General features: G+C 73.5%; 10 protein-coding genes. 3 read left to right on the top strand and 7 right to left on the bottom strand.

All coding sequences use genetic code 11. The annotated features are described in order from the left end of the window. Window positions 1–54: 54 nt before the first annotated feature. From ACWEQL_RS35705 to mmuM, 5 genes are all read right to left on the bottom strand, one after another. Window positions 55–1,650 (bottom strand): FAD-dependent oxidoreductase, encoded by a 1,596-nt coding sequence (locus ACWEQL_RS35705; protein ID WP_452154576.1) that lies wholly within the window; start codon window positions 1,648–1,650, stop codon window positions 55–57. A 150-nt stretch (window positions 1,651–1,800) separates the two neighbouring features. Continuing rightward, complete coding sequence (gene glpK, locus ACWEQL_RS35700; protein ID WP_452154574.1) at window positions 1,801–3,327, bottom strand: glycerol kinase GlpK; 1,527 nt, start codon at window positions 3,325–3,327, stop codon at window positions 1,801–1,803. A 104-nt stretch (window positions 3,328–3,431) separates the two neighbouring features. After that, a complete protein-coding gene (locus ACWEQL_RS35695) occupies window positions 3,432–4,169 on the bottom strand; it encodes an MIP/aquaporin family protein (protein WP_452154572.1) in 738 nt (245 codons plus the stop codon). A 321-nt stretch (window positions 4,170–4,490) separates the two neighbouring features. Next, complete coding sequence (locus ACWEQL_RS35690) at window positions 4,491–5,255, bottom strand: IclR family transcriptional regulator (RefSeq protein ID WP_452154570.1); 765 nt, start codon at window positions 5,253–5,255, stop codon at window positions 4,491–4,493. Between the two features lie 144 nt (window positions 5,256–5,399). Then, window positions 5,400–6,341 carry a homocysteine S-methyltransferase gene (mmuM, locus tag ACWEQL_RS35685; protein WP_452154568.1) on the bottom strand — a complete coding sequence of 314 codons (942 nt, stop codon included), beginning with the start codon at window positions 6,339–6,341 and terminating at the stop codon, window positions 5,400–5,402. A gap of 213 nt (window positions 6,342–6,554) precedes the next feature. Between mmuM and ACWEQL_RS35680 the strand changes: the two genes are divergently transcribed. From ACWEQL_RS35680 to ACWEQL_RS35670, 3 genes are all read left to right on the top strand, one after another. Beyond that, a complete protein-coding gene (locus tag ACWEQL_RS35680) occupies window positions 6,555–7,454 on the top strand; it encodes an NUDIX hydrolase (RefSeq protein WP_452154566.1) in 900 nt (299 codons plus the stop codon). 41 nt (window positions 7,455–7,495) lie between these two features. Then, the gene (locus ACWEQL_RS35675; RefSeq protein ID WP_452154564.1) at window positions 7,496–8,044 is read left to right on the top strand and encodes an NUDIX domain-containing protein; all 549 of its coding nucleotides are present in this window, start codon (window positions 7,496–7,498) and stop codon (window positions 8,042–8,044) included. 152 nt (window positions 8,045–8,196) lie between these two features. Further along, window positions 8,197–10,215, top strand: a complete 2,019-nt coding sequence (locus ACWEQL_RS35670; RefSeq protein WP_452154562.1) for an acetoacetate--CoA ligase — start codon at window positions 8,197–8,199, stop codon at window positions 10,213–10,215. A 91-nt stretch (window positions 10,216–10,306) separates the two neighbouring features. Here the strand turns inward: ACWEQL_RS35670 and ptsP are convergent, their stop codons facing one another. Further along, window positions 10,307–11,977, bottom strand: coding sequence for a phosphoenolpyruvate--protein phosphotransferase (ptsP, locus tag ACWEQL_RS35665; RefSeq protein ID WP_452154560.1), 1,671 nt, complete (start codon window positions 11,975–11,977; stop codon window positions 10,307–10,309). Window positions 11,978–12,294: 317 nt separating this feature from the next. After that, complete coding sequence (locus tag ACWEQL_RS35660) at window positions 12,295–12,744, bottom strand: PTS sugar transporter subunit IIA (RefSeq protein WP_452154558.1); 450 nt, start codon at window positions 12,742–12,744, stop codon at window positions 12,295–12,297. Window positions 12,745–13,291: the final 547 nt, after the last annotated feature.

Genomic DNA, 13,291 nt, shown 5'->3' with positions numbered 1-13,291 from the left:
GACGCAACCCCCGCCGGGCGGCCCGGCGGGGGTTGCGTCGCGTTCCCGGCCGGGTCAGCGGCCGGCGCGCTTGGCGAGGAAGGCCTCGACCTGCTCGCGGATCTCCGGGGTGTCCAGGCCGCGGACGGTCATCGTGGTGCGGCGGCGCAGCACGTCGTCCGTGGTGTACGCCCACTCGTTGTCGGCGGCGTAGGCGACCTGGGCCCACACGTCCGGGCCGTCCTGGTGGATCGGCTCGCCGAGCTCGGGGTTCTCCGCGATCAGGCGGGCGATCTCGAAGGAGAGGGTGCCGTAGTGGCTGGCCAGGTGCTTGGCGACCAGCGGCTCCATCCGGGAGCCGGGCTCGCGGTCGATCAGCAGGCGGTGCGCGACGGCGTTCGGGGCGCCGACGCCGGGCAGCGGCACGGTTGCGGCGATCGGCGACATGTCCTCGCCGAGGCCGGTGCCGGGCACGTGGGCGAGCTTCTCCAGCACGGTGCGGCCGATGTGGCGGTAGGTGGTCCACTTGCCGCCGGCGACCGACAGCATGCCGCCCCTGCCCTCGGTGACCACGGTCTCGCGCTTGGCGGCGGCGGTGTCGCCGGGGCCGCCGGGCAGCACGCGCAGGCCGGCGAAGGCGTAGGTGATCAGGTCGCGGTCGATGTGCTCGTCGCGGATGGCGTGGCCGGCCTCGCCGATGATCTGGTCGATGTCGGCCTCGGTGGCGCGGACGTCCTGCGGGTCGCCGGTGTACTCCTCGTCGGTGGTGCCGAGCAGGACGTGGTCCTCCCACGGGATGGCGAAGGAGACGCGGTACTTGTCGATCGGGATGGTCAGGGCCGCGCGCCACGGGGCGCGGCGCTTGACGACCACGTGGGCGCCCTTGGAGAGGCGGATCGACGGCGCGGCGCCGGCGTCCTCCATGCGGCGCAGGTGGTCGACCCAGGGGCCGGTGGCGTTGAGCACCAGGCGGGCGTCGACGCCGAACTCGGTGCCGTCCAGGCGGTCCTTCAGGTCGGCGCCGGTGACCCGGCCGCCGGTGAAGCGCAGCCCGGTGACCTCGGCGTGGTTGAGCACCACGGCGCCGGCGTCGACCGCGGCGCGCACGGTCATCACGGCCACGCGGGAGTCGTTCATCTGGTGGTCGCCGTAGACGGCCACCGAGCGCAGGCCCTCGGTGCGCAGCGCGGGCACCTGCTGGGCGGCGTGCGCGGCGGTGGAGACGCGGCCCATGCCGTCGCGGAAGGCGGAGAGCGCGGAGTAGAGGAAGACGCCGGCGCCGAGCTTGGGCGCGCTGTGCGGGCCGCCCTTGTAGACCGGCACGAAGAAGGTCAGCGGGTTGACCAGGTGCGGGGCCACGTCGGTGGCGAGCGCGCGGCGCTCCTTGTGGTTCTCGGCGACGAGCTTGACGGCGCCGGTCTGCAGGTAGCGCAGACCGCCGTGGACCAGCTTGGAGGAGGCGCTGGAGGTGGCCCCGGCGAAGTCGCCGGCGTCGACCATGGCGACCTTCAGGCCCGCCTGGGAGGCGGTCCAGGCGACGGCCGTGCCGAGGATGCCGCCCCCGATCACCAGCAGGTCGTAGGTGGCCTTGCCCAGCAGTTCGCGGGTCTCGGCGCGGGAGGCGGTACGGCCGGCGGAGCGCTCGGCGCCCAGGGTCGGGATGGTTGCCATGGTGTGTGTACGGCGCGCGGGTCGGGCGGCGCCGTTACTCCTCTCGGTGTGCGGTGCGGCCCCTGCCGGGGGCCGGTCGGCCCGTGTGCGGCGGGCCGGTGAAACGGGAACGGGCCGGCCGGGGCACGGGGCCCCGACCGGCTTCCGCGGTCAGCTCTGCTCGTCCTCCTCCACCCAGCCCATGGTGCGCTCCACGGCCTTGAGCCACTTCTTGTACTCGCGCTCGCGGGTTTCCTCGTCCATGCGCGGGGTCCACTCGGCGGCGCGGTGCCAGTTGGCCCGCAGGGTGTCCAGGTCGTTCCAGAAGCCCACGGCCAGGCCGGCCGCGTAGGCGGCGCCGAGCGCGGTGGTCTCGGCCACGTAGGGCCGCTCGACCGGGGCGTCCAGGACGTCGGCGATGTTCTGCATGAGCAGGTTGTTGCTGGTCATGCCGCCGTCGACCTTGAGGGCGGTCAGCTTGACCTTGGAGTCCTTCTCCATCGCGTCGACGACCTCGCGGGTCTGCCAGGCGGTGGCCTCCAGGACGGCGCGGGCCAGGTGGCCCTTGGTCACGTACCGGGTGAGGCCGGCGATCACACCGCGGGCGTCGGAGCGCCAGTACGGGGCGAACAGGCCGGAGAAGGCCGGGACGAAGTAGGCGCCGCCGTTGTCCTCGACGGTGTTGGCGAGGGTCTCGATCTCGGCGGCGGTGGAGATGATGCCGAGCTGGTCGCGCAGCCACTGCACCAGCGAGCCGGTGACGGCGATCGAGCCTTCCAGGGCGTAGACCGGGGCCTGGTCGCCGATCCGGTAGCCGACGGTGGTCAGCAGGCCGTGGTACGAGTTGACGATGTCTTCGCCGGTGTTGAGCAGCAGGAAGGTGCCGGTGCCGTAGGTCGACTTGGCCTCGCCCTTGTCGAAGCAGGTCTGGCCGAAGAGCGCGGCCTGCTGGTCACCGAGCGCGGAGGCGACCGGCACGCCCTCCAGGTCGCCGACGGCGTGGCCGTAGACCTCGGCCGAGGAGCGGATCTCCGGCAGGACGGCCAGCGGCACGTCCATCGACTCGGCGATCTTCTCGTCCCAGGCCAGGGTCTGCAGGTTCATCAGCATGGTGCGGCTGGCGTTGGTGACGTCCGTGACGTGCTTGCCGCCGTTGACACCACCGGTGAGGTTCCAGATGACCCAGGTGTCCATGGTGCCGAAGAGGATGTCGCCGGCCTCGGCGCGCTCACGCAGGCCCTCGACGTTGTCCAGCAGCCAGCGGATCTTCGGGCCGGCGAAGTAGCTGGCCAGCGGGAGGCCGGTCTCGCGGCGGAAGCGGTCCTGGCCGACGTTGCGGCCGAGCTCGCGGCAGAGCGCCTCGGTACGGGTGTCCTGCCAGACCAGCGCGTTGTGCACGGGCTCGCCGGTGTGGCGGTCCCACAGCACGGTGGTCTCGCGCTGGTTGGTGATGCCGATCGCGCGGATGTCGTCCTTGGTCAGGCCGGCCTTCTCCAGGGCGCCGCGGATGACCGACTGCACGCGGGTCCAGATCTCGGTGGCGTCGTGCTCGACGTAGCCGGGCTGGGGGAAGATCTGCCGGTGCTCCTGCTGGTCGACGGCGACGATGCGGCCGTCGGCGCCGAAGATGATGCAGCGGCTGGAGGTGGTGCCCTGGTCGATCGCGGCGATGTAGTTGCCAGTGCCAGTGGAGGTCATGAGGGTCCTCGGCTCGGGAGTCTCGAAGGTGAGGGTGGTACGGGGTGGGCGGGCCTGACCTCTGGTCAGTCCCCGTGCTCAGGCGTGGGACAAACCCCGGCGGTTTAGAAGATGGCGTTGTACACGCCGCCGGCGAGCAGGCCGCCGACGACCGGTCCGGCCACCGGGATCCAGGCGTAGGACCAGTCCGAGCCGCCCTTGTTCGGGATCGGCAGCAGCGCGTGGACGATGCGCGGGCCCAGGTCGCGGGCGGGGTTGATGGCGTAGCCGGTCGGGCCGCCGAGCGAGAGGCCGATGCCGACGACGGTGAAGGCGACGATCAGGATGCCGAGACCGGACTCGCCGAGGCTCGTGTTGATGCCCTGGGTGAGGATCGCGAAGCAGAGCACGAAGGTGCCGATGATCTCGGTGAGCAGGTTCTGGACCGGGTTCCGGATCTCGGGGCCGGTCGAGAAGATGCCGAGGGTCGGCTCCTGGTTGGCCTGGAACTGGCCGAGGTAGGTGGCCCAGACCAGGACGGCACCGATCATCGCGCCGAGCATCTGGGAGACGAGGTAGATGGGGACGTTGCCCCAGTCGCCGCTCTTGACGGCGAGGGCCAGGGTGACGGCCGGGTTGAGGTGCGCGCCGGACTTGGGGGCCGACATGTAGGCGGCGATCAGCACCGCGAAGCCCCAGCCGAAGGTGATCGCCAGCCAGCCGGCGTTGATGGCCTTCGACTTCTTGAGCGTCACGGCGGCGCAGACGCCGCCGCCGAGGAGTATCAGGGCGGCGGTGCCGAGGGTTTCGCCGACGAAGATGTCGCCGTTGGAGAACGCGGACACAAAGACTCCCTTGTCCATATGGCCCGGAGGAGCGGGGGGTGGGGGCAGGTGGCCGGGCGATCGCTGTGCGGGTGAGCGCCATGTGGGAGTGATCTTCCCGGCCGTCGTTCGACAATGTCGACCGTCATGCGGAAGCTTCCTCCGCAGGTCGCCCCCACGTCAAGGCCGGGTTACGCACCTGTGACCCATCACTCGACGCTACCGACCGAACCCCCTCGATCACGGACAAAAACGCCGAGGCGCGAACGGGCCCGCTGCCCGTTCGCGCCTCGGCGGGAACTCTCGGTGACCGGGCGGCGGGGGTGTCCCGACCGGCCCGTGGAAGGCCGTCCGGCGGCCTCAGAACCTCCCGGCGCCCAGGTCGCGGGAGATCGCCCGGGCCGCGCTGCGCACCGAGGCGACCAGCGTCGGCCGGACGAAGCCGTCCTCGCAGACCCGCTCCACCGGACCGCTGATGCACACCGCCCCGACCGGGTTGCGCCGCCGGTCCTGGATCAGCGCGCCGATCGAGGCCACGCCCTCCCAGGTCTCCTCGATCGCCCCGGCCCAGCCCCGCTCACGGGTCAGCGCCGCCTCGGCGTCGATGTCCGGCAGCTCGGTGAGCGTCCGCGAGGTGTACGACTCCAGCGGCCCCTCGCCCAACTCCCCGCGCGCCACCGGGTCGTACGCCAGCAGCACCTTGCCCAGGGCGGTGCTGTGCAGCGGCTGCATGGAGCCGACCTCGAGCACCTGGCGGGTGTCGTCGGGGCGGAACACGTGGTGGACGATCAGCACGCCCCGCTGGTGCAGCACCCCGAGGTAGACCGTCTCGCCGGCCGCGCGGGCCAGGTCGTCCGCCCAGACCAGCGCGCGGGCGCGCAGCTCGTGCACGTCCAGGTAGCTCTGGCCGAGCCGTAGCAGCTCGGCCCCCAACTGGTACTTCCCGCTCTCCGGGTCCTGCTCCACGAACCCCTCCTGCTGGAGGGTGCGCAGGATGCCGTGCGCCGTCCCCTTGGCGAGGTCCAGCGCCGTCGCGACCTCGGACAGGCCGAGGCGGCGTTCGCCGCCGGCCAGCAGGCGCATGATCGCGGCGGCCCGGGAGAGCGACTGGATCGGGCCGGGCATTCGATACCTCCGCGCTGACAGGCGGTCGACATTGTCGACCATAGGGTTGACGGCACGAGTCTGCCAGGCCGCCCCCGCTCCGTGCACGTTCCCCCTCGGTAACGGACGCCGCCGCCCGTCCGCGGCGTCCCCGCGCGTGGCTCCTCACACGCCCTGTCCGCCGTGGCCCGCGCCCTCCGGCGACGCCCGTACCGCGGCCGCCACCGCCGAGATCTCCCGCGGCCCCACCCGGCAGCAGCCGCCCACCAGCCGGGCGCCGTCCGCCAGCCAGCCCGCCACCCGCTCCGCCCGGAACGTCGGGCCGCCGCGCCACGCCCGGGCGTCCGTGTCCCACCCCTCACCGCTGTTCGGGTACACCACCACCGGCTTCCCCGACACCCGCGCCGCCAGCGCCACCGCCCGGTCCGCGTCCTCGGGGGAGCAGCAGTTCACCCCCACCGCCACCACCTCCTCGGCCTCGGCCGCCAGCGCGAACGCCTCCGCCAGCGGCTGGCCCGCCCGCGTCCGGCCGCCGGCCACGCTGTACGACAGCCAGGCCGGCACCCCCAACCCGCGCACCGCCCGCAGCAGCGCCCGCGCCTCGTCCACGTCCGGCACCGTCTCCAGCGCCAGCACGTCCGGCCCGGCCGCCGCCAGCACCTCCAGCCGCGGCCGGTGGAACGCCACCAGCTCCGCCACCCCCAGCCCGTACCGCCCCCGGTACTCCGAGCCGTCCGCCAGCACCGCCCCGTACGGCCCCACCGAGGCCGCCACCCACCGCTCCCGGCCGTCCCCCGGCGCCGCGGCCGCCTCCCGCGCCAGCTCCACGCTGCGCGCCAGCAGCCGCGCGGCCCCGGCCCGGTCCACCCCGCGCCGTCCGAACCCCTCGAAACTCGCCTGGTAGCTCGCGGTGATCGCGACCCGCGCCCCCGCCGCGAAGTACGCCCGGTGCGCCCGCCGCACCGCCTCCGGGCCGTCCGCCAGCAGCCGCGCCGACCACAGCGCGTCCGACAGGTCGCAGCCCTGCGCCGCCAGCTGGTTCGACATCCCGCCGTCCAGCACCAGGGGGCCGGCGGCCAGCGCGTCGGCGAACGACCTCCCGGCCACCGCGACCACCTCCCGACCGACCCGGCCCGCACCGCCGCGCCCCGCTCACAGGGTAGATCCGACACGCACGGCACGGACCCGCGCCCGGACCCGCCCGGAAAACCATTTGCCGCACGGTCAGGCGATCGCTACGTTGTGCTCAGACCGAGAAGGACGAGACCCCCCGGAGAACCCCCCGCGAACCCCGGCGAGGCGCACCGGAAGGAGAGCCCGATGGCCCCGGCACGACCCCACGACGACGCCGCCGAGCAGGCCTGGCTCGCCGCGTACGACCCGCGCGCCTACACCCCCGTCGCCGTCACCGTCGACGTGGTCGCCCTGACCCTGCGCGACGGCGCCCTGAACGTGCTGCTCGTCGAGCGCGCCGCCCCGCCGTACCAGGGGCAGTGGGCCCTGCCCGGCGGCTTCCTGCGCGCCGGCGAGGAGAGCCTCGACCAGGCCGCCGCCCGCGAGCTCGCCGAGGAGACCGGCCTGTGCGGCGGCACCGACGCCGACGACGCCCTCAGCCGCGTCCACCTCGAACAGCTCGGCAGCTACGGCGCCCCCGACCGGGACCCCCGCATGCACGTGGTCTCCGTCGCCTACCTCGCCTTCGCCCCCGACCTGCCCGACCCGCGGGCCGGCAGCGACGCCGCGGCCGCCGCCTGGCACCCCGTCACCGACCTCGACCTCCGGCCGACCACCGGCCGGTCGCCAGCCGCCGGTGAGCCCGTCGACACCCACGGGGGTGGCGTCGACGGGCCCACCGGCCCCCACCCCGGCCCGGCCGCGCCCACCGTGCTCGCCTTCGACCACGCCCGCATCCTCGCCGACGGCCTGGACCGCGCCCGCGCCAAGATCGAGTACAGCCCGCTGGCCACCGCGTTCCTGCCGCACGACTTCACCATCCCCGAGCTGCGCGCCGTCTACGAGGCCGTCTGGTCGGAGAAGCTCCACGCCGGCAACTTCCACCGCAAGGTGCTCTCCGTCCCCGGCTTCGTCGAGAGCACCGGCACCACCACCGAGCGCGGCGGCGCCCGCGGCGGCCCCCGCGCCCGCAACTACCGTGCCGGTGGCGCAGGCCTCCTGCACCCCGCCCTGCTGCGCCCCACCCACCCCGACGGGATTCGCTGACCGTCACCCCGACGGGGCCCCGGCGCCACTACGATCCGGCCATGACCACTCAAGAGGTGAGCAGGACGATCAACCGGCCCAACTCCCACTGCCACTGGTGCGGCACCCCCTACCCCGCCGGCACCACCGTCTGGCCGCGCACCTGCCCCGGCTGCGCCGAGATCAGCTACCGCAACCCCCTGCCCGTCGCGATCACCGTTCTTCCGGTCACCCGCCCCGAGGCCGACCCCGCCCTGGTGGTCATCCGCCGCACCATCGAACCCGGCTACGGCGAACTCGCCTTCCCCGGCGGCTACATCGACTTCGGCGAGACCTGGCAGCAGGCGTGCGTCCGCGAACTCCGCGAGGAAACCGGGATCCCGGCCGACCCCGCCGACATCACCCTGATCTCCACCACCTCCGACCCTCACGGCCGCTTCGTCTTCCTCTGCGGACTGCTCCCGGCCCGCCCGCTCGCCGAACTCCCACCCTCCCGGCCCACCGAGGAGACCGACGGCTGGTTGCTCGCCACCGCCGACACCCCGCTCGCCTGGGACTTCCACGTCAACGTCTCCCGCTCCTGGTTCAACGGCGAGTACACCCCGCACTGACCGGCCACCGGCAACCGGCTGACCAGCGCGCGTCCGCCCGGCGGGCCCTGGCGTACAGGCCGCTCGCATGGCATGGTCTGCACCGACAGCCCAACCGGACGGGCCCTGCCACGAGCGTCCCCGTCCCCACCACCGGCCGGGAGACCACCACCGTGAGCACACCGTCCCAGGACCAGCCGCTCTGGCGCCCCACCCCCGCTCGGGCCGCCGCCACCAACCTGGTGGCCTTCCAGGCCTGGGCCGCCGAGCACCACGGCGCACCGGCCGCACCGCTCGCGCCCACCACCGACGACGCCCAGGCCGCCGCCCGCTACGCCGACCTGCACGCCTGGTCCGTCGCCGACCTCGACCGCTTCTGGACCGCGATCACCCAGTGGTACGACGTCCGCTTCAGCACCGCGCCCGAGGCTGTCCTCGCCGACGCCTCGATGCCCGGCGCCCGCTGGTACCCCGGCGCCCGCCTCAACTACGCCGAGCACGCCCTGCGGTACGGCGAGGACCCGGAGCACGCCGACCGGCCCGCCATCCTCCACCTGGACGAGACCACCGAGCAGCCCGCCGTCCTCACCTGGGCCGAACTCCGCCGCCAGGTCGGCTCCCTCGCCGCCGCCCTGCGCGCCCGCGGCATCGGCCCCGGCGACCGCGTCAGCGCGTACCTGCCCAACGTCCCGCAGGCCGCCGTCGCCCTCCTCGCCACCGCCGCCGTCGGCGCCGTCTGGACCAGCTGCGCCCCCGACTTCGGCGCCCGCAGCGTCCTCGACCGCCTCCAGCAGATCGAACCCGCCGTCCTCTTCGCCATCGACGGCTACCACTACGGCGGCAAGGACCACGACCGCACCGACGTCGTCGCCGAGCTGCGCCGCGAACTGCCCACCCTGCGCACCGTCGTCCACGTCCCGCTGCTCGGCGCCCCCGCCCCCGAGGGCGCCCTGCACTGGGACGACCTGGTCGCCGCCGACACCGAGCCGGTCTTCGAGCCCGTCGCCTTCGACCACCCGCTCTGGGTGCTCTACTCCTCCGGCACCACCGGCCTGCCCAAGGCCATCGTCCAGAGCCAGGGCGGCATCCTGCTCGAACACCTCAAGCAGGCCGGCCTCCACCTCGACCTCGGCCCCGAGGACCGCTTCCTCTGGTACACCTCCACCGGCTGGATGATGTGGAACTTCCTCATCGCCGGCCTCCTCGTCGGGTCCACGATCGTCACCTACGACGGCAGCCCCGGCCACCCCGACACCGGCGCCTTCTGGTCGGTCGCCGCCCGCACCCGCGCCACCGTCCTCGGCACCTCCGCCGCGTACGTCATCGCCAGCCGCAAGGCCGGCCTGCGCCCCGGACGCGACCTCGACCTCTCCGCCCTCCGCTGCCTCGGCACCACCGGCTCCCCGCTGCCGCCCGACGGCTTCCGCTGGATCTACGACGAGGTCAAGGAGGACGTCTGGCTCGCCTCCGTCAGCGGCGGCACCGACGTCTGCTCCTGCTTCGTCGGCGGCGTCCCCACCCTCCCCGTGCACCTCGGCGAGATCCAGGCCCCCTGCCTCGGTGCCGCCGTCGAGTCCTGGGACGTCCAGGGCCGCCCGCGCACCGACGAGGTCGGCGAGCTCGTCGTCACCAAGCCCATCCCGTCCATGCCCACCGGCTTCTGGAACGACCCCGACGGCGCCCGCTACCGCGACAGCTACTTCGAGATGTACCCGGGCACCTGGCGCCACGGCGACTGGATCACCGTCACCTCGCGCGGCACCGTCGTCATCCACGGCCGCTCCGACTCCACCCTGAACCGCCAGGGCGTCCGGATGGGCTCCTCCGACATCTACGAGGTCGTCGAGCGCCTCCCCGAGATCGCCGAATCCCTGGTCATCGGCCTGGAGGAGCCGGACGGCGGCTACTGGATGCCGCTGTTCGTCGTCCTCGCCCCCGGCGCCGCCCTCGACGAGGACCTCATCGGCCGCATCCGCACCTCACTGCGCACCGAGCTCTCCCCGCGCCACGTCCCCGACGAGGTCATCGCCGTCCGGGGCCTGCCGCACACCCTGACCGGCAAGCGCATCGAGGTCCCGGTCAAGCGCCTGCTCTCCGGCACCCCGCTGGAGCAGGCCGTCAACCCCGGCTCCGTGGACAACCTCGACCACCTGCGGTTCTTCGAGCAGCTCCGGCGCGAGCGCAAGGCCTGACCCGGAGACAGCCGGAGGGCCCTCCCATCGTCACGGTGGAAGGGCCCTCCTCTGCTGCCGTCCGTCGCTCCCGTCCGCGGGCTACTCGGGGCTACTCGCCCGACAGCACCTGCTGCGCCGCGGCCCGCGCCTCCTCGGCGCTGTCCGCCGCCCGCGCCGCCTCGGCCGCCCGACGGCACTGCGCCAGCGTGTACTTGGCCAGCGCGGTCCGCACGTACGGGATCGACGCCGAGCCCATCGACAGGCTGGTCACCCCGAGACCCGTCAGCACGCACGCCAGCAGCGGGTCGGCGGCCGCCTCGCCGCAGACGCCGCAGCTCTTGCCGGACGCCTGCGCCGCCTCCGCGGCGAACGCGATCAGGTCCAGCAGCGCCGGCTGCCACGGGTCCTGGAGACGGGCCAGCGCACCCACCTGGCGGTCGGCCGCGAAGGTGTACTGCGCGAGGTCGTTGGTCCCCAGCGACAGGAACTCGACCTCCTCCAGGATCGAACGCGCCCGCAGCGCGGCCGACGGGATCTCCACCATCGCGCCGAACTTGGCGCTCAGACCGGCCTCCCGACACGCCTGCGCGAAGTCCTTGGCGTCCTTGCGGTCGGCCACCATCGGCGCCATCACCTCGAGGTGCACCGGCAGGCCCTCGGCCGCCTTCGCCAGCGCGCGCAGCTGGGTCCGCATCACCTCGGGGTGCTCCAGCAGCGTCCGCAGGCCGCGCACGCCCAGCGCCGGGTTCGGCTCGTCCGCCGGGGTCAGGAAGTCCAGCGGCTTGTCCGCGCCCGCGTCCAGCGCCCGCACCACGACCCGGCTCTCCGGGAACGCCTCCAGCACCTTGCGGTACGCCTCGACCTGCTTCTCCTCGCTCGGCGCCTTGGCCGAGTCGTCCAGGAACAGGAACTCGGTGCGGAACAGGCCCACGCCCTCCGCGCCCGCCGCCAGTGCCGCCGGCAGGTCCGCCGGGCCACCCACGTTGGCGAGCAGCGGCACCCGGTGGCCGTCCGAGGTCCGGCCCGGACCGGAGGAGGCCGCCAGCGCGGCCCTGCGCTCGGCGGCGATCCGCCGCAGCTCGTCCTGCTTCTCCTGGGACGGCTCCAGCAGCACGTCGCCGGAGCTGCCGTCGACGGCGACCACGGTGCCCTCGGCCACGTCGGTCGCGCCCGGCAGCGCCACCACGGCCGGCACGCCCATGGCGCGGGCGAGGATGGCACTGTGGCTGGTCGGCCCGCCCTCCTCGGTCACGAAGCCGAGCACCAGCGCGGGGTCCAGCAGCGCCGTGTCGGCCGGCGCCAGGTCCCGGGCGAACAGCACGTACGGCTCGTCGCTGTCCGGCACGCCCGGCATCGGTACGCCCAGCAGCCGCGCCACGATGCGGTTGCGCACGTCGTCGAGGTCGGCGACCCGGCCGGCCAGGTACTCCCCGGCGGAGGCGAGCAGCGCGCGGTAGGCGGCGAAGGCGTCGTACACACCGCGCTCGGCACTGCTGCCGACGGCGATCCGGCGGGCCACGTCGGCCATCAGCTCCGGGTCCTGCGCCATCAGCGCCTGGGCCTCCAGCACCGCCTGGGCCTCACCGCCGGCCAGGTTGCCCCGGGCGATCAGGTCGGCGGCGACCGCGTCGACCGCGGCCTGGGCCCGGGCCTGCTCGCGCGGCGCGTCCTCGGTCGGGATCTGGGTGGCCGGCGGCTCCAGCACCGCCGTACCCATGTGCCGAACCTGGCCGATCGCGACTCCGTGGCTCACACCCACGCCGCGCAGCGTCTTCTCCATGTCACTGTCTCCGCTTGTCCGCTTCGAGATAGCGCGGCCGCACCGGGGGAACCGCACTGGGCGCCGGGAGCCGCTCTGGGCCGGGCCGCCCCGTCGGGATCCGGCGGGGCGGGGTGGATTGGCTCGGCTGGCCCGCGTCCGGTGACCACCGGTGCGCGCCCGAGCCCCGGGCGCCGAGCGGCCCGGGGGGTGAGGGTCGTTCCTCCGGCAGGACGGGCCCCGTGTCGAAGAGACAGAGGGGAGGACTCCCGGATGGATGGAGATATAGAGAGAGCGTCCTCACGACGGGCGCGGGACGGGAGGAGCGGACGGTGCCGTCAGCTCCAGGCGAAGAGGGAGTCGCCGACGGCGACCTCGCCGCTCTCCACCACGTCGCCGAGCGCGTCGGGGGCGGCCTCCAGCGCGACGATCGGCGAGATCGGGGACTTGCCGGCGGCCTCGACCGCGGACGGGTCCCACTTGATCACGGCCTGGCCGCGGACCACCGTGTCGCCCTTGTTGACCAGCAGTTCGAAGCCCTCACCGTTCAGCTGGACGGTGTCGATGCCCAGGTGGGTCAGCACCCCGTGGCCCTCCGCGTCCACCACGACGAACGCGTGGGGGTGCATGGAGACGACGACGCCGTCCACGGGCGCCACGGCCTCGGTGGGCCGGCGCACCGGGTCGATGGCGGTGCCGGGACCGACCATCGCGCCGGCGAAGACGGGGTCGGGCACCGCGGCGAGCCCGACGGCGCGGCCGGTCAGCGGCGACGTCACAGTGGTCATGGTTGAGCCTCCCAAGTGCGCAGTACAGCGAGCGGCCGCGAGCAGCGGCAGGACATCGACTGAAGCCTAAATCATGTCAACTTCGGACATCTGCTGACATACCCGGGCAACGGGCGCCCGTCCCCACCTGCCCTGACCGGCCCGTCCGCCCGCGCGGGGTGATGGCTGCCGGAGCGTCAGCGGGACCGCCCATCGCCCGCAAGTGGTCTAGTCCTCTCGGTCGATGCGCCGCACTCTACAGGCATTTTGGCGAATCCGGACCATTGCTGTATATGCTCGCGAGGGCAACAAATGGTGCCTCCGGACGGGTGACGTCCGGCGAGGCCGATTCGCGCCGCGGCGGACGACCCGCTATGGTTGGTCGAGTCGCCGCAAGACGACGGTTAACAGCAGGTTTCAGATACGAAAAGCCCCGGTCAAGGCCAGGTAAACGGATCTGATAAGCTGGAAACAAGAACGAAGCGCCCGGAGGGCCCGCTGGAAGGCGGTCCGAAGGAAGTGTCCGTTCCTTGAGAACTCAACAGCGTGCCAAAAGTCAACGCCAGAT

It is taken from the genome of Kitasatospora sp. NPDC004240, from assembly GCF_053603215.1.
This window is presented reverse-complemented; position numbering and strand designations above follow the sequence as displayed.